This window comes from Brucella haematophila (genome assembly GCF_005938105.1).
In the GTDB taxonomy this organism is placed as follows: Bacteria; Pseudomonadota; Alphaproteobacteria; order Rhizobiales; family Rhizobiaceae; genus Brucella; species Brucella haematophila.
On sequence record NZ_VCPE01000005.1, the window covers coordinates 59,451 to 82,355 of the forward strand.

The following is a 22,905-nucleotide window of genomic DNA, read 5'->3' on the forward strand; positions in this document are numbered from 1 at the left end:
CGCGTCAAATTCTGCGAATAAAAAACCCGGCCTCAACGCCGGGTTTTTTATGCCTGTTGTTAGAGAAGCGGCTCTATCTGCTTGCCAGCTTTCAGAAAATTGACCGGGTTGACCGGGCGACCGTTCTCGCGAACTTCATAGTGAAGGTGACTACCGGTCGAGCGCCCGGTGCTGCCTGCCTGTCCGACGACCGTTCCGCGGGCAATTTTCTGGCCATCGTGGACGAGAACCTGCGACAGATGCGCAAAGCGCGTGGCAAAGCCATTGCCGTGGTCGATCTCGACCATATTGCCATAGCCGCCGAAACGTCCGGCCTTTGTGATTGTTCCTGCCGCCGTGGCTCTCACCGTCTGGCCATAGGCTGCGCGAAAATCGATGCCCGAATGAAAGGCTGCGCTGCCGAAAAACGGATCGCTGCGATATCCGAAGAGGCTCGTCACCGGCATTCCGGGGGCAGGGTTTGCCAGCGGCATTGCCTTGATCTGTTTGCGAACGCTGTCGAGCCGCTCCAGCGCGCTGTCGAGATTGCGAATCTGCATGTCGAAATCGTTGATGACTGTGCCTGGCGCGGAAATCGGGATCAGCGGACCACCCATGGCGGAATGCGCACTGTCTGACGTTTCGATGCGCAGACCGGCGGAATTCAGCGTATCGACTATGGTGTCTGCTTTTTCAGAAGCCGCATCGGCCAGATTGCGCACCTTGCCATTCTGCTCGCTTTCAATGCGATGCAGGGTCTGGTTGATGGTGGCGAGCAGCTTGTCGGAGGTTTCGATTGTGGATTCACCCGACATGCCGCCAGCAAGACGCAAGCCCAGCGGCCCCGCATCGGCGCGACGCTCCGGCTTGATGTCTTTGGGCACTGGCCCGGTTATGATTGGATCGATGCCGGGAAAGTCCCGTCCGCCAATCGCTTCGTCCGGGATAAGCTGGCTGTGTTCTTCGGCGAAGGGGGCTGCCTGTGACGGCATATCCGGCATGGGTTGCAGCTTCGAGGCGCGTTCCAGCAAAGGCGCAAGCTTGCCGTCGCGCGCGCTCAGCGTCTGCTGGCGCTGCATCAGCTCGGCGAGCTTGTTTTCCATGACTTGCTGATCGAGCATCTGACGGCTTGTGATGCGGTCCACTTCCGTGCGCAGCAAGGAAATGCGGTCTTCATAAAGCTGCTGATTGCGGGCCTGCCGGGCAATACCCGAACTGATCAGATCATCGCGCAGCACAAGATAGGCAGTTGAACCGAGATAGGCGGCTGAAAGCGCCAGAAAAGCAGCGCCGCCTGCGATGGCCATCCATGGGCGAAAGGTAAAATGGCTGATTTTCTCGCCGCGAGCGATAATGACGACGGGCGGCTCCTTGCGTTCGCCGAAGACTGTCTTTCCCGTTGTTTTCGCCCGCTTATTTGTCATGGCACCCGCATGCCCCTCATTAGAGCAGCCCGGAACCTGAATTCAGCTGGTGAATGAAGGTAAGGACCGCAGAAGTTTGGCGGAACGTTTCAGAAAACGCACCGATTCCCTAGGTTTGATTACAACTTATTAGGGTTAACAAAGCTTTGCATTTGTGGCTTGCGCCAGCCATGCGGGCCAGAAATGGCCTCAGATCGAAACTGGAGACAAAGTGCGATAGAAGGACGGCGTGAGGCCAGCTTCGGCACGCGCCAGATCGTTGAATGGCGGCTTGAGATCGCCACGAAAATTCGTTCGCACCAGTTCCTGAAAACGGGCGACAGGGTCGATGCGATTACGCGCGCAGAAAAAGCGAAACCATTTTGCACCCACCGCAACATGGGTCTTCTCATCGTTGTAGATGACATCCAGTATCGCCGCTGTCTGGTGGTCGCCGGTTTCGATCATCTTTTCCAGAAGCGAAGGTGTTAGATCAAGGCCGCGTGCTTCCAGTATAAGCGGAACGACGGCCAGCCGCGCCTCCAGATCATTGCGCGTCTGATGCGCCGACTGCCACAGTCCGTCATGGGCGGGCATGTCACCATAATCCGCGCCAAGGTCATTCAGGCGATTGCGCAGCAGCGTGAAATGGCGGGCTTCGTCATCGGCGACCTTCATCCAGCCATCGAAAAAGCTGCGCGGAATGGGTTTGGCGGCAAAGCGCGCCACAATATCCAGTGCCAGATCAATGGCATTCAGCTCAATATGTGCGAGCGCGTGCATCAGCGCGATACGGCCATGTTCTGAATGGAGCGAGCGCTTCTTCATCATGCGCGGCGGCACAAGTTCCGGCTTGTCCGGACGTCCCGGGCGATCCGGTAAGGGCGGATCTAGCGGGCTGCGTACCGAAAGCGTGCGTCCAAACCAGCGCGCAGCCGTTTCGCGCGTGAGGCGCACTTTTTCATTCAGATCGGCAGCGGCAATGGCACGAATGGCATTGCCGCGCAGCGTTTGTTCTGGGGATTTTGTCTCACGCATCTGAAGTAGAAGCCGCTTTAAAGCTTGCGCGCCGCTTCGAGGACCTCTTCAGCGTGACCGGCAACTTTCACCTTGTTCCAGACACGCGCGATGTGACCGGCAGCATCGATCAGAAAGGTTGTGCGCTCGACGCCCATATATTTACGGCCATACATGCTTTTCTCAACCCATACGCCATAGGCTTCAAGCGCGGTACGCTCTTCGTCTGCGACGAGATCGACGGTCAGATCATGCTTTTTGCGAAACTTGGCATGTTTCGTGGCGCTGTCTGGCGACAGGCCGATCACGCGTGCGCCGATCTTATCGAATTCCGGCTTCAACTGTGAAAAGGCAATCGCTTCCTTGGTGCAGCCGGACGTGTCATCCTTGGGGTAAAAATACAGGACGACAGGCTTGCCTTTCAGCGATGACAGGGTGAGTTGGCCGCCGCCCGAAAGTCCATCTGACGGCAAGCTGAAATCCGGTGCCGTTTCGCCAACTTGGGGATGAGCCATATCTGTGCCTTTCTTTTATGGATTAGCATGGAAATCACCTGTTACAGTCCGAGCTATCGCATTCGAGTGACGCTTGTGCAACCATGGAAACCGCATCGTTTCGCAGATTGGCGAAATGTCGGAAAATGGACGCAAGCGAGAACCGCAGGCACCGTCTCAGATGGAAAGGGTGAGTAAAATCAATTCCATACGATTGTTCCATGATTCACTTTATGAAACAAACGTCGATTGCAGCACTTGATATCCGGCTGGGTTATTGACAGAGAAACCGAAACGAATCCGCTTCAGTAAGCGGGAAATGGACAGAATCGAGCGTCTGGCCGCTGATGGTACGGATGGTCTCGCAGACGGCCCGCCGCGCTCGGGACGATCTTTTATTTCGCGTTGTTCCCATGCTTTCGTTTCGATTTGCATTCTGCTTGTTCTGGTTGGCGGTGCTGGTTTTCTCATTCTCCGTGGTGGTGTGAACAGCGAGCTTTTGCGCAATGAGGCGCAGAAAGCTTTGATCGGGGTGCTGGGCGATGGCGCAACGGCATCGATTGGCAGCGCCGCATTGTCGCTTGATCAGGACAGCCATGTTGCGATGGAAGCACGCGATGTTTCTGTGGCTGACCCCAAGCAAGGCGTTGAAATAAAAGGTATCCGTTCCGTGCGCCTTGGTCTGGCGCCCTTGCCGCTGCTGACCGGCTCGGTTCGTGTGGCGCAGCTCGAGGTCGAGGGCGTGACTTTCGATATGCCCGAAGCGAAGGGCGACGGTTTCTGGAAATCCCTGCCATATGATGAGCGCGGCATCGTCGATTTCGATGCGGTGTCCGAACAGATTTTCGCGGCGATGCGCAGGAGTGTGGAGCTTCTGCGCCAGCAGGACACGCGTGCCATCAGCATTTTCAATAGCACGATCCGCTTTAAGGCGGGCGACGGGCAACAGTCCGTCAATATCCAGAGCGCGCGACTGGTCGAAGATCAGGGAAAGATCGCCATTACGGGTGATCTGCTCTGGCAGGGCAAGAGAATAGCGATTGACGGCAAGATTGATCGCAATGTGGCGGATAACAGCCTTCAAGGCTTTACGCTCAATATCAATGATATTCCCGTGACGCTTGGATCGCCACCGGAAGTAACGCCCGTCATGGTGAACAACAGGATCAACCCGGCGCATTTTGAGCTGGACGGACAGGCCAAAGTTGCGCTTTCCGGTACGGCGGCGACATCTGATCAGCCGGAACGCCTCGGCGTCGATCTGGGTGTCGATGGTATCGATATGCAGATGGGTCGGGTCGAGGATATTCGCGGGCACGCGTTGTTAAGCCTTGAGCATCAGGTTGGCAGCCGCAAGATCGAGATCAAGCAGTCACAACTGCAACTGGGCGGGCTGCAAGTGCAGTTCAACGGCGCATTCGGACCGGAGCCGGAAGATGCGGGCAATCAGGACGGCCCGGCCTATCGTTTCGAGGTTCTGACCAGTTCTGCCACAAGCATGCCTGCTGAATCGACCGAACAGCCGCTTTCTTTTGCGACCCGCATATCTGGTCGTTTTCTCGCCAACCAGTTGCGAGTGCAGTTCGCCAATCTCGATGTGCAGACCGAGAATGGCCAGCTTTACGGGCAGGGCGGCATGGCCTTTGGCAACGGCTCGCCTGAAATGATCTTCATGCTGCGCATTCCGAAAATGCCGGTGGCCGATGCCAAGCATCTCTGGCCCATCGATGTGGCGGATGGCGCGCGCGAATGGGTGCTGAAAAACCTCTACGGCGGTACGCTGAAAGACAGCCAGATCGACATTTCGCTGGCTGCGGGACGCTTCAACGGTCCGGGTCTGCCGCCGCCGCTGACGGGCGATGAAATCAAGGGCGATTTCAAGGTATTCGACACGCGTCTGGATGTTGTCGGTGAATTGCCGCCAGTTCGCGATGCGGATGGCGTGATCACGGTTCGCGGAGCGCATACGACGATCAAGCTCCCCAAAGGCGTCGTCTACACGGCGAATAACAGAAGAGCGGATGTATCCAACGGCACGCTGATCATTCCGTGGGGCCCGCAGCGTCCGGTTATTTCCGATCTCGACATTACGGTTTCGGGCGATGCATCCGCCATCGCGGAGATAGCCGGTAAAAAGCCGATTGATGTGTTGAAAAACGTGCCGTTCCTGCCGGAAGACGTCTCAGGTGATGTCAAGGCGCAGGTGAAGGTGAGCTTCGCCGTGTCGAAGGACCCGCCGCCCGGTACGTTGAAATGGAATGCAGATATCGGTTTCAACAATCTGGATATTGCAAAGCCGGTTGGCGGCTCGAATGTCAGCAATGCCACAGGCACGATCAAGGTTGACCAAACAGCCGCCGTCATCACCGCCGATGCAAAGCTCGACGGCGTGCCCGGCAAGGTGACGATGGTCGAGCCGGTTGATCTGTCCGGCCCCGCGAAACGCGATCAGAAGATCAAGCTGGAAATCGACGACAAGACCCGCAACGCGGTGTTTCCGGGGCTGAACTCCGTCTTTTCGGGGCCTATGTCGGTCGACCTGAGTATGGTGGATGGCGGAAAACGTCACGTCACTGCCGATCTTGCCAAGACGCAGGTGGACCTGTCATGGCTCGGATGGCGCAAGGGAGCTGGCATTCCGGCCAAGGCGACTTTCGATTTTGTCCAGAACCCGGACGACAAGAGCAAGATCGATATCACCAATCTGGTCTTCAATGGCGATGCCTTCGGCGTGAAGGGCAATCTGTCGATTGCCAAAGGCGACTTCCAGTCCGCTGATTTCAGCGAGTTGCGTCTCAACCGGAATGACGATCTGTCCGTCAAGGCCACCAAGGGTGCCAATGGCTACCGCGTCACCGTGCGCGGATCGCAATTCGACGCGCGCGCTTTGATCAAGCAGGCGTCGGATCTGGGCGGCAAGGGCAGCAGCGGTAAGAGCAAGGGACCACGTGTGGTCGTGAGCGCGCAGGTGGATGAAGTCAGCGGCTTCAACGGCGAATCCTTGCGCAATGTCGCTATTTCTTATGAAAGCTCCGGCAATCGCATTGCTGGTGTTTCTGTCAATGCCCAGACCGCATCCGGTCAGTCATTCGTCGCCACTAACAATGATCAGGGCGACGCCCGCTCAATCTCGCTCCAGTCCAATGATGCGGGCGCGGTGCTACGCTTCTTTGACTTCTACGACAAGATGCGCGGTGGCAAGATCACCGTCGGTCTTGCAGCGCAGGGCGATGGCCCGTTGCGCGGGCAGATCGATGCTCGTAACTTCGCGATCATCAATGAGCCGCGTCTGGCCAAGCTCGTTTCGAGCCCGCCAGCTACCGGCGGTGCGAGCCTCAATCAGGCAGTAAAGCGTGATATCGATGTGTCGCGCGTTGATGTCGAGCGCGGCTTTTCCCTGATCGAAAAGGGCGACGGCTATCTAAACCTGTCGAAGGGCGTGGTGCGCGGGCCATCGGTCGGGACCACCTTCCAGGGAACGCTTTACGACAAGCAAGGCAATATGGCGATCACCGGCACCTTCATGCCAGCCTATGGCGTGAACCGCCTGTTCGGGGAAGTGCCCATTGTGGGCATGTTGCTCGGCAACGGTCGTGACCGTGGCCTGATCGGCATCACCTACAAGCTTTCGGGAAGCGCCAAGCAGCCGCAGGTGATCGTCAATCCGATCTCGATCATTGCGCCGGGTATCTTCCGCTCGATTTTCGAGTTCTAAAGCGGTTCTGTTAGAATTACCGAGCATAAAAAAGCCGGGCACTAAGCCCGGCTTTTTCATTTCAATTCATACTGATTGGCAGATCAGGCCGGGCGGATAAGCACGTGACGCTTCTTGCCGAGCGACAGCTTGATGACACCCTGATCGTTCAACGCACCGGCATCGATCATCATGCGCGGATCGGTGACCGGTTCGTCATTGATGCGCACAGCGCCGCCTTCGACATGACGACGTGCTTCACCATTGGTCGTGCATAGTTCCGCCAGAACCATCAGCGCCAGAATGCCAATGCCGCTGTTGAGCGTCGCCTTGTGGACGCCGACCGTTGGAAGATTTTCAGACAGCTCGCCGTCTTCAAAGGTCTTGCGAGCGGTTTCGGCGGATTCCTCGGCTGCGTCGCGGCCATGCAGAATAGCCGTTATCTCAGTCGCGAGGATCTTCTTCGCTTCGTTGATCTCGGAGCCTTCGAGCGCTGCCAGCTTGGCGATCTCATCCATCGGAAGCGTCGTGTAGAGCTTCAGGAAGCGCTCCACGTCGGCATCTTCGGTGTTGCGCCAGTATTGCCAGAAGTCATAGGCGCTCAGCATTTCCGCATTGAGCCAGATGGCGCCGCCCAACGACTTGCCCATCTTCTGGCCGGAGGCGGTGGTCAGCAACGGGGAGGTCAGGGCATAGAGCTGCGGCGTCCCCATGCGGTGGCCGAGGTCGATACCGTTGATGATATTGCCCCACTGGTCGGAGCCGCCCATCTGCAGGCGGATATCGTGGCGCTTGCTCAGCTCCACAAAGTCGTAAGCCTGCAGGATCATGTAGTTGAATTCGAGGAAGGACAGCGACTGCTCACGGTCGAGGCGCGTCTTCACCGAATCGAAGGACAGCATACGGTTGACCGAGAAGTGACGGCCCACGTCGCGCAGGAATTCGAGGTAATTGATGTTGCGCAGCCAGTCGGCATTGTTGACCATCAGCGCGTCGGTAGCGCCATCACCGAAGGTGAGGTAGTTCGCGAAGACGCGCTTGATGCCGGCAATGTTCTCGGCAATCGTATCTTCGGTCATCAGCTTGCGTGCTTCGTCCTTGAAGGACGGATCGCCAACCATGCCCGTGCCGCCGCCCATCAGGGCGACAGGCCTGTGGCCGGTCTGCTGGAACCAATGCAGCATCATGATCTGGATAAGGCCGCCCGCGTGCAGACTTGGTGCCGTCGGGTCGAAGCCGATATAAGCCGTCACGGTTTCCTTGGCCAACAATTCGTCGAGGCCGCTTTCATCGGAAATCTGATGAATGAAGCCACGCTCGGAAAGCGTGCGAAGAAAATCGGATTTGAAACCGGACATTCCTTTTTCCTGACTGATAAGGCGAAGTTGAAACTGGAGTAAGCGGATGCTTACAACAAAGTGATAAGTTGGCCTTTAGCACCAATCAACCGCCAAAAACAAGGAAACTCCCCAAGGACTGGGGAAACACGTAATTTGTGCAGGTTTCGTCAACAGCTTCGACTGTTCAATGCTGTGCAGTGCCTGAAAACAGATTGAGCACGATGACACCGGCGATGATCAATCCCATGCCGGCAACGGCGGCAAAGTCGAGCTTCTGGCCGAAGACGAGCCAGCCAATCAGCGCGACCAGTGTGACGCCGATCCCCGACCAGACAGCATAGGCGATGCCGACGGGAATGGTCTTCAAGGTCAGAGACAAGAAATAAAAGGCCAGTCCGTAGGCGATGATCACCACAACAGATGGGCCAAGGCGGCTAAAGCCGTCCGAGGCTTTGAGGCTCAATGTGCCGATGACTTCAGAGCAGATGGCAATGGCGAGAAGGGCATAGACCGGCATGGCGCACCTGCTGAGAAACGAATCGACCTGACGAGAAACACTATGCATAAAAAATCCGGCGGAGCGATCCGCCGGATAAGACCAGGTCAATCTGGTTTGCGACTGTACTGTTTGCTTAGCGCAGACGCTTCGGGCGCGCTTCCACCAGCTCGCCCATCAGGCGGCGGTCGAGATATTCCGAGCATTCTTCGATCAGCTGGTCGCCGTGGCCCGCAAAGAAGTGGTTGGCACCTTCAATGGTGTTCTGCGTGATGGTGATGCCCTTCTGGGTCTTGAGCTTGTCCACCAGCGCCTGCACGTCCTTGGGCGGTGCAACCTTGTCCTGATCACCATGGATGATAAGACCGGACGAAGGGCAGGGCGCGAGGAACGAGAAGTCATAGGTGTTCGGCTGCGGTGCGACCGAGATGAAGCCTTCGATTTCCGGACGGCGCATCAGAAGCTGCATGCCGATCCAGGAACCGAAGGAATAACCGGCAACCCAGCAATTCTTGGAATCCGGATGCAGGGCCTGCACCCAGTCGAGCGCGCTCGCCGCATCAGACAATTCGCCTGCGCCATGATCGAATTCGCCCTGGCTGCGACCGATGCCGCGGAAGTTGAAGCGCAGCGTCGTAAAACCGCGCTGCTGGAACATGTAGAACAGATCGTAGACGATCTTGTTGTTCATCGTGCCACCGAACTGCGGATGCGGGTGCAGGATGAGCGCGATGGGCGCATTCTTTTCCTTGGAAGGCTGATAGCGGCCTTCGAGGCGTCCGGCAGGTCCGTTAAAAATGACTTCTGGCATGTGTACTCCGCTTGTAACGGGAAGACCGGTCCGGAAGCTGCGAACTTGACGTTGGTGGACGCCGCTTCTAGAACCGATTTGAAATTTGGACAGGCTGAACCTGAAGTTCAGCACGTAGAATGGCTTAATAGGCTTTTCCGGATTGAAAATTCAAGGAAATTGCGCTCGAAGACCATTCTTGACGTTATTTAGGAGATAGGGACGGTGAACGGGAGCGGCAAGAGGCTGTATCTGGACTATAATGCCAGTGCGCCTTTGCTCGATGAAGCGCGTAATGCGGTCATCGAGGCTTTGGGCATTACGGGCAATCCGTCCTCCGTGCATCGTGAGGGCCGCGCTGCACGCGCGCTGGTCGAAGCTGCGCGCCGCAACGTTGCATCGCTGGTCAATGCCAGGCCCGAACATGTCTTCTTCACCTCCGGCGCGACCGAAGCTGCATCCACGCTTTTGACGCCGAACTACATGATGGGCCGCTCACCGGTGCGTCTTTCGCATCTTTATGTCAGTGCGACCGAACACCCCTGCATGACCGCTGGCGGCCAGTTTGCGGCGGAGAGCATCACCACATTGCCCGTCGATGAAAACGGCATTCTACGGCTGGATGTGCTGACGGAAACGCTCGCTGCCCACGACAAGAGCAAAGGTTTGCCGCTGGTTGCCGTGCAGGCCGCGAATAACGAAACCGGCGTCATTCAGCCTGTGGCGGAAATTGCTGCCATTGTGAAGGCTGCTGGCGGTATCTATGTCGTGGATGCTGTACAGGCCGCAGGACGTATTCCGCTCGATATTTCAGACAATTGCGGCGATTATCTCATTGTCTCGTCCCACAAGATCGGCGGCCCGAAGGGCGTTGGTGCAGTTATCGCCGTTTCCGACCTTATGATGCCGCGCGCGCTGGTGCGTGGCGGCGGGCAGGAAAAAGGGCACCGTGCCGGCACAGAGGCTTTGCCGCTGATTGCAGGCTTTGGCGCAGCTGCCGCCGCTGCGAAAAAGCGGCTTGATGCGGGCGGCTGGTCTTCCGATATGCGGGACAGACTGGAAGCGGGCATTGCAGAAATTGCACCGGGTGCCGTCATTCACGGCAAGTCGGTCAGCCGTTTGCCGAATACGACATTCTTCTCGCTCGATGGCCAGAAAGCGGAGACGGTTCAGATTGCCTTTGATCTTGGCGGAATAGCGCTTTCGGCGGGTTCGGCCTGTTCGTCAGGCAAGGTCGGTCCAAGCCACGTGCTGGCCGCCATGGGCCATGAAGATGGTCCCGGCGCGATCCGTGTTTCACTGGAACCGGATGTGAGTGCGGATTCGGTGGACGCGTTTCTTGCGGTCCTGCGCACAATCGTCGAACGCCACACCAGAAAAGCCTCGATCTAAAAATCGAGGCCGAGTTTCTTCTTCGCGGCTGCGATATAGCCTTCATAGCGGGTTTTGAACTCTTCCCGCTTGGCAATATCGTCTGCGATATCGGAGGAAGCACTGGCGTTTGAAATATTGAACTTGTCGTGGGCGCTCTGAAAGAACTTCAGCTGTTCGATGGTTTTGCCCTCATCATTCACCTGCTGCTCGAGAAATTTCACATAGTCCTGCAGATCACGGGTGCTCATCATGGTTTTCCTTCCATGCTGAACTACATATGAGCGTGCCCGCAGACGGCAAGAGCGCCGATGATTCCTTTGCTCTGCCTGAACGCCTGAGTTTTTGAAGGAAAATCAACGCTTCAAAGCCGGTATTGGCTTTTCCTGCGATACATTTCATCGGACTGTTTCAATAAGTTGATCATTTTAATCGGCATTTTTAGGGGCAAATTTGAAACCGGCGCTTGAAATTCAGTTTAGAGAGGTTTTAAAGAAGGGCCACGCACACTATATTGAGGCGGTATTGTTCAAGACATATCACCTTGACGTTTGCAACTGTCGGGCCTTGACCCCGACGAGGATGGAGAACGCCAATGCCTGCAGTGCAGGAGACCATTGATCAGGTCCGCGGCCTTGACGTGGATCAGTACAAGTACGGCTTCGAAACGACGATCGAAGCAGAGAAGGCTCCCAAGGGCCTGAACGAAGACATCATTCGCTTCATCTCCGCCAAGAAGAACGAGCCGGAATGGATGCTGGAATGGCGTCTGAAGGCCTATGAACGCTGGCTCACCATGGAAGAGCCAAGCTGGGCGCGTGTCGATTACCCGAAGATCGATTTCCAGGACGCCTATTATTACGCGGCCCCGAAGAACCAGAGCGGCCCGAAGTCGCTGGACGAAGTCGATCCGGAACTTCTGAAAACCTACGAAAAGCTTGGCATTCCGCTGCGCGAGCAGGAAATTCTTGCTGGCGTCCGCAAGCAGGGCGATCCGAGCGAAATCGACGGCAATCCTTCCGACAATGTCTATGCGTCCGGCCGCGTGGCCGTCGATGCCGTGTTCGACAGTGTGTCGGTTGTGACCACCTTCAAGGAAGAACTGTCCAAGGCGGGCGTGATCTTCTGCTCGATTTCGGAAGCGATCCGCGAGCATCCTGAACTGGTGCAGAAATATCTGGCGTCGGTCGTTCCTGTTTCGGACAACTATTATGCGACGCTGAATTCGGCTGTCTTCACGGATGGTTCGTTCGTCTATGTTCCGAAGGGCGTTCGCTGCCCGATGGAGCTGTCGACCTATTTCCGTATCAACGAGAAGAACACCGGTCAGTTCGAACGCACCCTCATCATCGCTGATGAAGGCGCCTATGTTTCCTATCTGGAAGGTTGCACCGCGCCGCAGCGCGATGAAAACCAGCTGCACGCCGCCGTGGTTGAACTGGTTGCGATGGAAAACGCCGAAATCAAATATTCGACGGTCCAGAACTGGTATCCGGGTGATAGCAGCGGCAAGGGTGGCATCTACAACTTCGTCACCAAGCGTGGCGATTGCCGTGGCGATAATTCCAAGATCTCCTGGACACAGGTTGAAACCGGTTCCGCCATCACCTGGAAATACCCGTCCTGCATTCTGCGCGGCGACAATTCGCGCGGCGAGTTTTACTCGATTGCCGTTTCGAACGGTTATCAGCAGATCGACTCGGGTACCAAGATGATCCATCTCGGCAAGAACACGTCGAGCCGCATCATTTCCAAAGGTATTTCGGCTGGCAAGTCGAACAACACCTATCGCGGACAGGTTTCAGCCCATCGCAAGGCTGAGAATGCCCGCAACTTCACCCAGTGCGACTCGCTTCTGATCGGCAACGATTGCGGCGCGCATACGGTGCCGTACATCGAAGCAAAGAACGCTACGGCGCAGTTCGAGCACGAGGCAACCACCTCCAAGATTTCCGAAGACCAGCTGTTCTACGTGATGCAGCGCGGCATTCCGGAAGAGGAGGCTATCGCTCTCATCGTCAATGGCTTCGTGAAGGAAGTCATTCAGGAACTGCCGATGGAGTTCGCCGTCGAAGCTCAGAAGCTTATCGGCATCTCGCTTGAGGGCAGCGTCGGTTAACCGACGCATTCCTCCCTTCTCGCATCAGATTTTCTGGCCAGCCTTTTCCTGGCATTAGAACAAGGTTTACATACATGCTTGAGATCAAGAACCTCCATGCAAAGATCGCGGATACGGATACCGAGATTATCCGTGGCCTGAACCTCACCGTGAACAAGGGTGAAGTGGCTGCGATCATGGGTCCGAACGGTTCGGGCAAGTCCACGCTGTCCTACATCCTCGCTGGTCGCGACGACTACGAAGTGACCGAAGGCGACATTCTCTATAACGGCGAGTCGATCCTCGAACTCGACCCGGCAGAACGCGCAGCCAAGGGCATTTTCCTCGCCTTCCAATATCCGATGGAAATACCGGGCGTTGCCACGATGGAATTCCTGAAGGTTGCGATGAACAGCCAGCGCAAGGCGCGTGGTGAGCCGGAACTGAAGATTCCGGAATTCATCAAGCGCGTGAAGGACGTTGCCGGCGGCCTCAACATCGACATGAACATGCTCAAGCGCCCGCTCAATGTCGGCTTTTCGGGCGGCGAAAAGAAGCGTGCTGAAATTCTCCAGATGCAGCTTCTGGAGCCAAGCCTCTGCGTGCTCGACGAAACCGATTCCGGCCTCGACATCGATGCGCTGAAGATCGTTTCGGAAGGCGTCAATGCGCTGCGTTCGCCAGATCGCGCCGTGATCGTCATCACCCACTATCAGCGTCTGCTCGAATACATCGTTCCCGATAGCGTGCACGTGCTTTACAAGGGCCAGGTCATCAAGTCTGGCGACAAGAGCCTCGCACTGCATCTGGAAGAAAACGGTTATGCCGAAGTAATCGGCGAAGCAGCCTGAGGAGGATTGGATTATGAATATCCAGACCACTCAGACCGCAAAGCCGAGGACGCCTGCTGAAAGCGCGCTGATCGACAGCTTTGGCGATCTTATCGGCAATTTGTCCGGTAATGGCGATGTCGTTGTTGCACGCGATACGGCACTTGAACTGCTCAAGACCAACGGACTTCCGTCCCGTCGCGTTGAAAGCTGGCATTACACGGATTTCCGCACGCTTTTGAAGGGCGTTGCGCCATTCGACAGCTCTGCTGGTTCGCAGCCGCTTTCGGCATTGCTTGCCGGTTCCACCATTCTGGCCGCCAGCAATGGCGTTGCGCTGGACGCCAAGGCGCCGGAAGGCGTTTCGCTGACGCCGGTGCGTGAAGCGCTGGCCGATGGTTCGCTGGCTCTCCAGCTCAAGACACGTGGCACGGACGATACAATCGGCCAGATCAACGCTGCCTATGTCAGCGACGGCTGGATGATTTCGATTGCCGACGGCACGGAGCTGGAAGCGCCTCTCGAAATCCAGAACATCCAGAAGACCGGGCAGGGCCACACGCGCTTTCCGGTTCGCATTGGTTCGGACGTTAAGGCAACGATCATCGAACGCCAGAACGGCGGCGAAGGCGATGCTTTCTCCACGTCGGTGAGCCATGTTTCGGTTGGCGACGGTGCAGAAGTCCTCTGGGTCATCCTGCGCGATTTCGGCCAGGCGACGCAGCTTTCGCAGTTCAATGCGACGATCGGCAAGGGCTCCAAGCTCACGCTCTATATCGTCAATGCGGGCGGCAAGCTGGTTCGTCAGGAAGTGCACGTCAATGTGACGGGTGAAGATTCCGATTTCGAGCTTCGTGGCCTCAATCTTCTGGCCGACGACACGCACACGGACATCACCATGACGGTTGGTCATCTGGTGGAGAATACCCGTTCGACCCAGATCATCCGCAATGTGGTCAAGGACCGTGCGCGCGGCGTTTTCCAGGGCATGATCCGCGTTGCGCAGATCGCTCAGAAGACCGATGCCCGCATGGCCTGCAACACGCTCTTGCTTTCGGATGAGGGCGAGTTCGATGCCAAGCCGGAACTCGAAATCTTTGCGGATGACGTGGCCTGCGGTCACGGCGCAACGGTTGCCGAGCTTTCCAAGGACTATCTGTTCTATCTGATGGCCCGCGGTGTTCCGGAAAACGAGGCGCGTGGCCTGCTGATCAAGGCGTTCATCGCCGAGATCATCGAAGAGCTGGAAGACGAAACGCTGGTTGACGCGCTGGAAGCAGTTCTGTCCAACTGGCTCGCCATTCATGCCTAAGTAAATCGGGCCTGAGTAAATCGGGCCCGATTGATTGAGATAGCGCGCAGATTTGCGCGCTGTCCTTTCCTGCCGAACGGCAAAAGGTACGATCATGGACCAGAAGAATCCGCTTGTTGCGGCCTATGACGTGGAAGCCATCCGCCGGGATTTCCCGATCCTGTCGCGCGAAGTACACGGCAAACCGCTTGTCTATCTCGACAATGGCGCTTCGGCGCAGAAGCCGCAGAGCGTCATCGACGCCGTGACGCATGCCTATTCCAATGAATATGCGAATGTTCATCGCGGTCTGCATTTCCTGTCGAATGCCGCAACCGATGCCTATGAAAAGTCGCGCGAAAGCGTTCGGCGTTTTCTGAATGCTGGCTCGGTCGATGAAATCGTCTTCACCAAGAATGCCACTGAAGCGATCAATACGGTCGCTTATGGCTATGGCATGCCGCATATCGGCGAGGGCGACGAGATTCTGGTTTCGATCATGGAGCACCACTCCAATATCGTTCCATGGCATTTCATTCGCGAACGTCAGGGCGCGAAGCTGGTTTTCGCCCCGGTGGACGATGAAGGCATCTTCCACATCGAAGAATTCGAGAAGCGCCTGACGGACCGCACCAAGCTGGTCGCCATTACGCATATGTCGAATGCGCTTGGCACCGTGACGCCGATCAAGAAGATCGTTGAGCTTGCCCATGCGCGCGGCATTCCGGTGCTGGTCGATGGTAGTCAGGGCGCGGTGCATCTGCCGGTCGACGTGCAGGATCTGGGTTGTGACTGGTATGTTTTCACCGGCCACAAGGTCTATGGTCCGTCCGGTATCGGCGTTCTTTACGGACGCGCAGAGATGCTGGAAAAGATGCGTCCCTTCCAGGGTGGTGGTGAAATGATCGAGGAAGTCACGGAAGATAACGTGACTTACAATCATCCGCCGCACCGGTTTGAGGCCGGCACACCGCCGATCGTTCAGGCGATCGGTCTCGGCGCAGCACTTGAATATATGGAAAAGATTGGCCGTCACGCCATTCTTGCCCATGAGGAAGATTTGCGCAATTACGCCCACGAACAACTGGGCAAGATCAATTCGCTCCGTATTTTCGGCCATGCGCCGGATAAGGGAGCTATCATCTCCTTTGCGCTGGAAGGCATCCATGCGCACGACGTGTCGATGGTGATCGACAGGGCCGGGGTCGCCGTGCGTGCGGGCACGCATTGCGCACAACCCCTCTTGAAACGCTTTGGCGTCACCTCTACATGCCGTGCATCCTTTGCCATGTACAATACCCGCGCTGAAGTGGATGCATTGGCGGAAGCCTTGGAAAAGGCGAGGAAGTTTTTCGGATGACCGAGATGGAACAAAAAGTTCAGGATCAGGCTGGAACCAAGCCTGCCGATGAAGCGGCGAAAGCCGAGGGCGGCTCTGTGTTTTCTGCCTCCGCCATTCCGCAGGAAGAACTCCTGCGCATGACGGACGACATCATTGCGGCGCTGAAGACTGTGTACGACCCGGAGATCCCGGCGGATATTTACGAACTCGGTCTCGTTTACAAGATCGATATCGAAGACGACCGTACTGTGAAGATTGAAATGACCCTGACAGCTCCCGGCTGCCCGGTTGCCGGCGAAATGCCGGGCTGGGTTGAAAACGCCGTCGGCGCTGTTGAAGGCGTTTCCATGGTCGAAGTTTCAATGACTTTCGATCCGCCATGGACTGCAGACCGCATGTCCGAAGAAGCACAGGTTGCTGTCGGCTGGTACTGATCGTCCTTGTGACATCCACGAAAGTCATGGACGTCTACCAGAGGTGGAGGTTTGGGACGCTACGCTTGAACCACCAGGTGGTGTGGACATTTATCTGATCCATAAGACGATTGCTGCGTAGTGACGACTGCGAGGTAGTTTGCGGCAGTTTTTTCGAAGCGTGTAGCGACCCTGCGGAACTGCTTGAGTTTCGAGAATCAGCATTCGATCAGGTGGCGCTGGGCATAGAGATGCTTGTCCAGCGGGTATTTTAGCGAATGGGACGGATTGTTTGGGATCACTGCCACAGCGCCTTTATCGGCGATAGCAGAGCGCAGGCGATCACTGCTGTAAGCTGTGTCGGCCATGATAACGTCGGGGGGTAAGTCCTCGATCAGGGCATCGCCCTTCTGGCTCGCAGTCAGCGTGACGGGGACGGGGCAGGCGAGACTACGCACAGCCATGTGGATCTTGGTGCTCAGGCCGCCGCGAGAACGGCCAAGGACTTGATCTCCAGCCCCTTTTTTGCACCGGCGGCGTGCTGATGGGCGCGGATGATGGTGGAACCGACGATCAGGTACTCGAAGTCCAGATCGTCCGACATCGCGGCGAACAAGCGCCGCCAGATGCCCTTCCGGCTCCAGCCGCTGAAACGGCGGAAGACACTATTCCACTCGCCGAACACCTCCGGCAGATCGCGCCAGGGCGAACCGGTACGCACAATCCGAAGCACGGCTTCCACAAATAGCGGTTGTCGCGGCCGAACGAACCGCGTGGGCGTTCGTCACCAAAAATGTGATGCGATATCCGCTCCTACTGGTCGTCTCGAAGGATCAGACGATCCAAAACACCATGACTGCCCCCAGAAGACAGTCTTGAAGCTGATTTGCTCTGCCTTGGTAACCCAAGAGTTCACACGACCTAGAAGTAGTTTTGTTATGTGTTAATAAGCGCCCTTAAAAAGGTCCGCATGATCTGAATCCTTGTCGGCCTTTTCCTGATTGCGGATATAGCGTCTAACGACCTGTTCATCGTAACCGACGGTCGAAACGAAGTACCTTCGCGCCCAAAGTGATAACCATGATATTTGCGCTTCTTTGCATATTTATCGGCAACGTAACGCGCTATCGTGCCTTTCAAAAACCCGGCAATGCGCGCCACCGAACATTTCGGTGGGATCGATATCGGCATGTGCACATGGTCCGGCATCAGGTGTTCTTCTTCTATCAGGCACCCTTTTTGCAAGCTCAATCGAATAAACAAATCCTGTAGTTCTGGGCGAAGGGCGCCATAAAGCACGCTTCGTGCGGTATCTGCTGCCATAAGCCACATGATATTGGCAGATCCAAGTCGCACGTGTAAGATGGTTATCGTCCATTATAACCTCCGGTTTCGATCACTTCGTGATCGAAACCGGAGTTTTCCTTCATACGGCGTAAAACTCTTCCAATCCTCCACCAGAGGTGGAGATTTTCTTCTCATGAAATGAAAAAACCTTGGTTAAACCGGGGCTTTTCGTTTGGTCTTATCCGACGACATGTTCGGCAGGTGGGTTTTGCACCCGGAACAGTTTGCCGCGTTCGGCGATCAGCACGCAGATGAGTGCAACGAAACCAAGCACGCCGTAACCCATCGCGACAGGCGTCGTAGTGCCATCAAAGGCTTGACCGATGATCGCTCCCAGCGCAGCGCCGATGACCGTCTGGGCAAAGCCCAGCACAGACGAGGCCGTGCCTGCCACTTCGCCCAGCGGCTCCATGGCGAGCGCGTTGAAATTGGCGGTCACGAGGCTGAACGAGAACATGATGGTCATGTAGATCGCCATCAGCAACGGGAACGGCACAGGATCGACCAGTACAATCGACAGCACCATCCAGAGCAGGCTGAAGCTGGTGAAGACCAGCAGCATGGTCTGGGAGATACGGCGCATACCGTAACGCCCGACCAGTCGGGAGTTGAGGAATGAAGCCAGTGCCAGCGTCATGGCCACCGCTGCGAAGGCCAACGGAAACAAAGAACCGAGCTTGTAGATTTCAACGAAGATCTGTTGGGCCGAATTGATATAGCCAAACAGCGCACCGAGGATGAACGACGTGCCGAGCATGTAGAACAGGGCAACACGGTTGGACAGCACGATGCCGAAGCCGCCAATCACGCTTTTGATGGTCAATGGACGGCGCTGATCTGACGGGAGCGTTTCAGGCAGCCGGATAAAGGCCCAGATGCCCACAATCAACGCCATGATAGCCATGGACAGGAAGATCAGGTGCCATTCGCCGAACAGCATGATCAGCTGTCCGGTGGCTGGCGCAATGACCGGCAGGATCATGAAGATCATCATCACCAGCGACATGACTTCCGCCATCTGGCGTCCGGCAAAGCGGTCGCGGACCACCGAAACCGCAATAACACGTGTTCCAGCGGCGCCAAGTCCCTGAAGTACGCGCAGGATGATGAGTGTGGTGAAATCCTTGACCATGGCGGCACCGAGTGCGGCCAGTACATAAATCACCAGCCCGCCGAACAGTGGCGCGCGACGGCCGAAACGGTCGCTGAGCGGTCCATAGAACAGCTGTGAGACACCAAAGCCGAGCAGATAGGCCGTGATCACGAACTGCACGTGGTTTTCCGACTGCACACCGAGGCTTGCGCCAATCTGCGGCAGGCCGGGCAGCATGATATCAACCGCCAGCGCATTGATGGCCATGATGGCTGCGATCAGTGCAATGAATTCGCCACGCCCATGCATAGAAGTTTTTTGATCCGGCGAGGCGTGCTTTATGTCGATCGGCATGACTGACATTCCTTGGCATAATGACGCGCCGCGCCTGAAAAGGGCGGTACGAACGTCGAAATCTCGAAAATGGGGCACCCGGCAGAAGCTGCCGTCAGATAAAAACGAAAAGGCGCCGATGAACGGCGCCTTTTGTAAAAAGCTAAGACTAAAGCCGTATGACGGGCTATTAATCCTCAAGCAGCCTTGGTGGCAATACCTTTATCGGTAAAAAGTGCTTGTAGTTCGTTGGACTGGAACATTTCGCGCACAATATCGCAGCCGCCGACGAATTCACCCTTCACATAAAGCTGCGGGATGGTTGGCCAGCTGGAATATTCCTTGATGCCCTGACGAATCTCGTCGGAGGCGAGCACGTTCACGCCCTTATAGTCGACGCCGAGATAGTCGAGGATCTGAACGACCTGACCGGAAAAACCGCATTGCGGAAAGCCGGGTGTGCCCTTCATGAAAAGCACGACGTCGTTGGTCTTCACTTCATTGTCGATGAAATCGTTAATGCCGGTCATCTCGTTTCCTTTCAGAGCGTGTGCCCAATGCCGTCAGAACATATGGACATCATCACGCTTCCAACAAACTCGCCGGGTCGATTTCCGGCATAATTGGGAGGTCACTCCCAATATAATCATTACCATGCTCGTAACCACCCCGTTCGGGTGAAAGCAAGTCAAATACGCGCGAAGTGCCGGATTTAAGGGGCAACATCTTGCCGCAGCATATGTCGCCCGCTCAATAAAGCGCTGCCTTATTCCGGCACGCTGGTCTGCAAAGCGAGCGCGTGGAGCACGCCGCCCATGTTGCCCTTCAGCGCGTCATAGACCATCTGATGCTGCTGCACGCGCGACTTGCCGCGGAAACTCTCCGCGACCACTTCGGCTGCATAATGATCCCCGTCTCCGGCAAGGTCGCGGATCGTCACCTTTGCGCCGGGAATCCCTTCGCGTATCAGTTTTTCGATCTCATGAGCGTCCATAGCCATGCAAAAACTCCCGCCGTTTCCAGCTTCTTATCGTTGTTATTCATCGAATCGTACCGCACCATCGTGGAACGTCAATGAGTATCTGTCTAATGTTTAAATGCCACACAGGCGATCCATACAAGCAAAACGCCCGGACGAGATATTCATCCGGGCGTTAAAGTCGTGTTCGCGTTGCTGCGATCAGTTGTCGCTAACCGGCTCGCCGCTCATGAAGCCCGGGAACCAGCCTTCGAAAGCCTGCGTCAGCTCTGCGACGCTAACATCGACGCTATCGCCAAAGGTCAGACGGTCGCCGCCGACCTGGCCCAGAACGCGGAACGGAAGGCCTGCGCCCTCAGCATTAAGCGCGATGAGCTTGGCCATTTCCGACGTTGCAGCAATCACATAGCGCGCCTGATCTTCACCGAAGAGAACTGCGTGCGGCAGGCCGTCGCCAGCATTCAGCGTCGCGCCCTTGCCGGACTTGATCGCCATTTCGGCGACAGCGATTGCCAGTCCACCGTCGGAAAGATCGTGGCAGGCCGTAACCTGACCGTTACGGATTGCCGAACGGACGAACTCGCCGTTGCGCTTTTCCATCGAAAGATCGACGGTCGGGGCAGGGCCGTCTACACGATCGAACAGATCGCGCAGATAGATCGACTGGCCGAGATGCGAGCCGTCGCCACCAAGCAGAACCAGCGTGTCGCCGTCCTGCATGCCGCCAATCTTGGCCGTCTGCGACCAATCCGGGATAAGGCCGACGCCGGCAATGGTCGGGGTCGGCAGAATGGCCTGACCGTTGGTTTCGTTATAAAGCGAGACATTGCCCGAAACGATCGGGAAATCGAGGGCGCGGCAGGCTTCGCCAATGCCTTCGATGGCTTTGACGAGCTGGCCCATGATTTCAGGCTTTTCAGGATTGCCGAAGTTCAGATTGTCCGTCGAGGCCAGCGGTTCTGCGCCGGTCGCCGTGATGTTGCGCCAGCATTCGGCCACAGCTTGCTTGCCGCCTTCGAACGGGTCCGCTTCGCAATAGCGCGGCGTCACATCCGACGAGAAGGCAAGCGCCTTTGTGTCGTGGCCTTCGACGCGGATCACACCAGCGTCGCCGCCGGGAACCTGCAAGGAATTGCCCTGAATGAGCGTGTCATACTGTTCATAGACCCAACGACGCGACGAAAGATCCGGCGAGCCGATGAGCGTGAGGAGCGCTGCCGAATAGTCTTCCACCTGCGGCACATTGCTGGCCGGGAGCGGTGCATGCTTGCCCGGTTCCATCCACGGACGATCATATTCCGGTGCCTGGTCGCCCAGATCCTTGATCGGCAGATTGGCGACTTCCACGCCCTGATGAATAATGCGGAAACGCAAATCGTCGGTGGTCTTGCCGACAATGGCGAAGTCGAGGCCCCATTTGCGGAAGATCGCCTGGGCTTCGGCTTCCTTTTCCGGCTTCAGAACCATGAGCATACGCTCCTGGCTCTCCGAAAGCATCATTTCATAGGCCGTCATGTTCTCTTCGCGGACCGGAACATGGTCGAGAATGAGTTCAATGCCGAGGTCGCCCTTGGCGCCCATTTCGACAGCTGAACAGGTGAGGCCAGCTGCACCCATGTCCTGAATGGCGATAACCGCGCCGGACGCCATCAGCTCAAGGCAGGCTTCCAGCAGGCATTTTTCGGTGAATGGATCGCCGACCTGAACGGTGGGGCGCTTTTCTTCAATCGATTCGTCGAACTCAGCCGAAGCCATGGTCGCGCCGCCGACGCCGTCGCGGCCCGTCTTGGCACCCAGATAAACGACCGGCAGGCCAACGCCCTTGGCTTCCGACAGAAAGATGCCGTCATGCTTGGCAAGACCGGCAGCAAATGCATTGACGAGGATATTGCCGTTATAGCGCTTGTCGAAGTTCACTTCGCCGCCAACGGTCGGCACGCCGAAGGCATTGCCATAGCCGCCGACGCCGGAAACGACGCCGGATACCAGATGACGGGTTTTCGGATGGTCAGGCTCACCGAAGCGCAGCGCGTTCATTGCCGCAACGGGACGTGCGCCCATGGTGAACACGTCGCGCAGAATGCCGCCCACGCCGGTCGCCGCGCCCTGATAGGGCTCGATATAGGACGGATGGTTGTGGCTTTCCATTTTGAAGACGACGCAATCGCCGTCACCAATGTCCACGACGCCTGCATTTTCGCCGGGGCCCTGAATGACGCGCGGACCGGTGGTCGGCAGCGTGCGCAGCCATTTCTTCGAGGACTTGTAGGAGCAATGCTCGTTCCACATGGCCGAGAAGATACCGAGTTCGGTAAAGCTCGGCTCACGTCCGATCAATTCGAGAATGCGCTGGTACTCGTCCGGCTTGAGGCCGTGGGATTCGATGAGTTCCGGCGTGATTTCGCGATTATTGGAATTGGAGATAGTCATGGGAATGGGCAACCCCGTCGCAGGCTGTGGCACCCGAAAACCTTCCGCCGAAGGCTGGGCATCTAAGGTTTCAAGGGGTCTCTTTAACCTAACTCTGTTGGAAGCGCGACAGGAAAATGCCGCTTTCCCGGCCTGATTCAGCATCTTACTGCATCAAGGCTCCAA

18 protein-coding genes and 2 pseudogenes are annotated in these 22,905 nt (G+C 56.7%); 7 read left to right on the top strand and 13 right to left on the bottom strand.

The genetic code is table 11. The features are described from left to right. Positions 1-59 precede the first annotated feature (59 nt). The 3 genes from FGI60_RS09715 to FGI60_RS09725 form a co-directional block, all read right to left on the bottom strand. On the bottom strand, positions 60-1,403 hold the full coding sequence (locus tag FGI60_RS09715) for a M23 family metallopeptidase (RefSeq protein WP_138785014.1): 1,344 nt from the start codon (positions 1,401-1,403) through the stop codon (positions 60-62). Positions 1,404-1,592: 189 nt separating this feature from the next. Next, positions 1,593-2,420, bottom strand: a complete 828-nt coding sequence (locus FGI60_RS09720) for a ferritin-like domain-containing protein (RefSeq protein WP_138785015.1) — start codon at positions 2,418-2,420, stop codon at positions 1,593-1,595. Between the two features lie 17 nt (positions 2,421-2,437). Then, on the bottom strand, positions 2,438-2,914 hold the full coding sequence (locus FGI60_RS09725; RefSeq protein WP_138785016.1) for a peroxiredoxin: 477 nt from the start codon (positions 2,912-2,914) through the stop codon (positions 2,438-2,440). Between the two features lie 298 nt (positions 2,915-3,212). Between FGI60_RS09725 and FGI60_RS09730 the strand changes: the two genes are divergently transcribed. Continuing rightward, a complete protein-coding gene (locus FGI60_RS09730; RefSeq protein WP_138785017.1) occupies positions 3,213-6,608 on the top strand; it encodes a DUF3971 domain-containing protein in 3,396 nt (1,131 codons plus the stop codon). An 83-nt stretch (positions 6,609-6,691) separates the two neighbouring features. On the opposite strand, the gene tyrS is transcribed toward FGI60_RS09730, so the two are convergent. The 3 genes from tyrS to FGI60_RS09745 form a co-directional block, all read right to left on the bottom strand. After that, positions 6,692-7,945, bottom strand: a complete 1,254-nt coding sequence (gene tyrS / locus FGI60_RS09735) for a tyrosine--tRNA ligase (RefSeq protein ID WP_138785018.1) — start codon at positions 7,943-7,945, stop codon at positions 6,692-6,694. Positions 7,946-8,111: 166 nt separating this feature from the next. After that, a complete protein-coding gene (locus FGI60_RS09740; protein WP_078338527.1) occupies positions 8,112-8,444 on the bottom strand; it encodes a DMT family transporter in 333 nt (110 codons plus the stop codon). 115 nt (positions 8,445-8,559) lie between these two features. Next, positions 8,560-9,234, bottom strand: a complete 675-nt coding sequence (locus tag FGI60_RS09745) for an alpha/beta hydrolase (protein WP_078338528.1) — start codon at positions 9,232-9,234, stop codon at positions 8,560-8,562. Positions 9,235-9,438: 204 nt separating this feature from the next. Here FGI60_RS09745 and FGI60_RS09750 point away from each other — a divergent pair, with 204 nt between their 5' ends. Continuing rightward, a complete protein-coding gene (locus tag FGI60_RS09750) occupies positions 9,439-10,605 on the top strand; it encodes a cysteine desulfurase family protein (RefSeq protein WP_138785019.1) in 1,167 nt (388 codons plus the stop codon). On the opposite strand, the gene FGI60_RS09755 is transcribed toward FGI60_RS09750, so the two are convergent. Beyond that, positions 10,602-10,838, bottom strand: coding sequence for a hypothetical protein (locus FGI60_RS09755; RefSeq protein ID WP_235889778.1), 237 nt, complete (start codon positions 10,836-10,838; stop codon positions 10,602-10,604). The genes FGI60_RS09750 and FGI60_RS09755 overlap by 4 nt on opposite strands. A gap of 341 nt (positions 10,839-11,179) precedes the next feature. Here FGI60_RS09755 and sufB point away from each other — a divergent pair, with 341 nt between their 5' ends. The 5 genes from sufB to FGI60_RS09780 all read left to right on the top strand — a co-directional run bounded on the left by sufB (position 11,180) and on the right by FGI60_RS09780 (position 16,579). Further along, positions 11,180-12,703 carry a Fe-S cluster assembly protein SufB gene (sufB, locus tag FGI60_RS09760; protein ID WP_078338531.1) on the top strand — a complete coding sequence of 508 codons (1,524 nt, stop codon included), beginning with the start codon at positions 11,180-11,182 and terminating at the stop codon, positions 12,701-12,703. 74 nt (positions 12,704-12,777) lie between these two features. Then, positions 12,778-13,533 (top strand): Fe-S cluster assembly ATPase SufC, encoded by a 756-nt coding sequence (gene sufC / locus FGI60_RS09765; protein WP_078338532.1) that lies wholly within the window; start codon positions 12,778-12,780, stop codon positions 13,531-13,533. A gap of 13 nt (positions 13,534-13,546) precedes the next feature. Further along, the gene (sufD, locus tag FGI60_RS09770) at positions 13,547-14,824 is read left to right on the top strand and encodes a Fe-S cluster assembly protein SufD (protein ID WP_138785020.1); all 1,278 of its coding nucleotides are present in this window, start codon (positions 13,547-13,549) and stop codon (positions 14,822-14,824) included. A gap of 94 nt (positions 14,825-14,918) precedes the next feature. After that, positions 14,919-16,163, top strand: coding sequence for a cysteine desulfurase (locus FGI60_RS09775; protein ID WP_138785021.1), 1,245 nt, complete (start codon positions 14,919-14,921; stop codon positions 16,161-16,163). Further along, positions 16,160-16,579 carry an SUF system Fe-S cluster assembly protein gene (locus FGI60_RS09780; RefSeq protein ID WP_138785022.1) on the top strand — a complete coding sequence of 140 codons (420 nt, stop codon included), beginning with the start codon at positions 16,160-16,162 and terminating at the stop codon, positions 16,577-16,579. Before FGI60_RS09775 ends, FGI60_RS09780 begins: the two co-directional genes overlap by 4 nt. Positions 16,580-16,669: 90 nt before the next feature. Here FGI60_RS09780 and FGI60_RS09785 read toward each other — a convergent pair. The 6 genes and pseudogenes from FGI60_RS09785 to purL form a co-directional block, all read right to left on the bottom strand. Then, a pseudogene (locus FGI60_RS09785) lies at positions 16,670-17,365 on the bottom strand (IS5 family transposase). Positions 17,366-17,501: 136 nt separating this feature from the next. Further along, positions 17,502-17,936, bottom strand: a pseudogene (tnpA, locus tag FGI60_RS26750) (IS200/IS605 family transposase). 147 nt (positions 17,937-18,083) lie between these two features. After that, entirely contained in the window at positions 18,084-19,352 is a 1,269-nt protein-coding gene (locus tag FGI60_RS09795) for a multidrug effflux MFS transporter (RefSeq protein ID WP_138785023.1), read from the bottom strand. Positions 19,353-19,528: 176 nt separating this feature from the next. Continuing rightward, positions 19,529-19,861, bottom strand: a complete 333-nt coding sequence (gene grxD / locus FGI60_RS09800) for a Grx4 family monothiol glutaredoxin (protein WP_078338449.1) — start codon at positions 19,859-19,861, stop codon at positions 19,529-19,531. 236 nt (positions 19,862-20,097) lie between these two features. Then, positions 20,098-20,331 (bottom strand): BolA/IbaG family iron-sulfur metabolism protein, encoded by a 234-nt coding sequence (locus FGI60_RS09805; protein WP_007874594.1) that lies wholly within the window; start codon positions 20,329-20,331, stop codon positions 20,098-20,100. 180 nt (positions 20,332-20,511) lie between these two features. Next, entirely contained in the window at positions 20,512-22,740 is a 2,229-nt protein-coding gene (gene purL / locus FGI60_RS09810) for a phosphoribosylformylglycinamidine synthase subunit PurL (RefSeq protein ID WP_138785024.1), read from the bottom strand. Between the last annotated feature and the right edge of the window lie 165 nt (positions 22,741-22,905).

Bases quoted from the DNA above. Each gene is read 5' to 3' on its own strand.
- FGI60_RS09715 (WP_138785014.1), bottom strand. From the start codon at position 1,403: ATGACAAATAAGCGGGCGAAAACAACGGGAAAGACAGTCTTCGGCGAA.
- FGI60_RS09720 (WP_138785015.1), bottom strand. From the start codon at position 2,420: ATGCGTGAGACAAAATCCCCAGAACAAACGCTGCGCGGCAATGCCATT.
- FGI60_RS09725 (WP_138785016.1), bottom strand. From the start codon at position 2,914: ATGGCTCATCCCCAAGTTGGCGAAACGGCACCGGATTTCAGCTTGCCG.
- FGI60_RS09730 (WP_138785017.1), top strand. From the start codon at position 3,213: ATGGACAGAATCGAGCGTCTGGCCGCTGATGGTACGGATGGTCTCGCA.
- tyrS (WP_138785018.1), bottom strand. From the start codon at position 7,945: ATGTCCGGTTTCAAATCCGATTTTCTTCGCACGCTTTCCGAGCGTGGC.
- FGI60_RS09740 (WP_078338527.1), bottom strand. From the start codon at position 8,444: ATGCCGGTCTATGCCCTTCTCGCCATTGCCATCTGCTCTGAAGTCATC.
- FGI60_RS09745 (WP_078338528.1), bottom strand. From the start codon at position 9,234: ATGCCAGAAGTCATTTTTAACGGACCTGCCGGACGCCTCGAAGGCCGC.
- FGI60_RS09755 (WP_235889778.1), bottom strand. From the start codon at position 10,838: ATGATGAGCACCCGTGATCTGCAGGACTATGTGAAATTTCTCGAGCAG.
- sufB (WP_078338531.1), top strand. From the start codon at position 11,180: ATGCCTGCAGTGCAGGAGACCATTGATCAGGTCCGCGGCCTTGACGTG.
- sufC (WP_078338532.1), top strand. From the start codon at position 12,778: ATGCTTGAGATCAAGAACCTCCATGCAAAGATCGCGGATACGGATACC.
- sufD (WP_138785020.1), top strand. From the start codon at position 13,547: ATGAATATCCAGACCACTCAGACCGCAAAGCCGAGGACGCCTGCTGAA.
- FGI60_RS09775 (WP_138785021.1), top strand. From the start codon at position 14,919: ATGGACCAGAAGAATCCGCTTGTTGCGGCCTATGACGTGGAAGCCATC.
- FGI60_RS09780 (WP_138785022.1), top strand. From the start codon at position 16,160: ATGACCGAGATGGAACAAAAAGTTCAGGATCAGGCTGGAACCAAGCCT.
- FGI60_RS09795 (WP_138785023.1), bottom strand. From the start codon at position 19,352: ATGCCGATCGACATAAAGCACGCCTCGCCGGATCAAAAAACTTCTATG.
- grxD (WP_078338449.1), bottom strand. From the start codon at position 19,861: ATGACCGGCATTAACGATTTCATCGACAATGAAGTGAAGACCAACGAC.
- FGI60_RS09805 (WP_007874594.1), bottom strand. From the start codon at position 20,331: ATGGCTATGGACGCTCATGAGATCGAAAAACTGATACGCGAAGGGATT.
- purL (WP_138785024.1), bottom strand. From the start codon at position 22,740: ATGACTATCTCCAATTCCAATAATCGCGAAATCACGCCGGAACTCATC.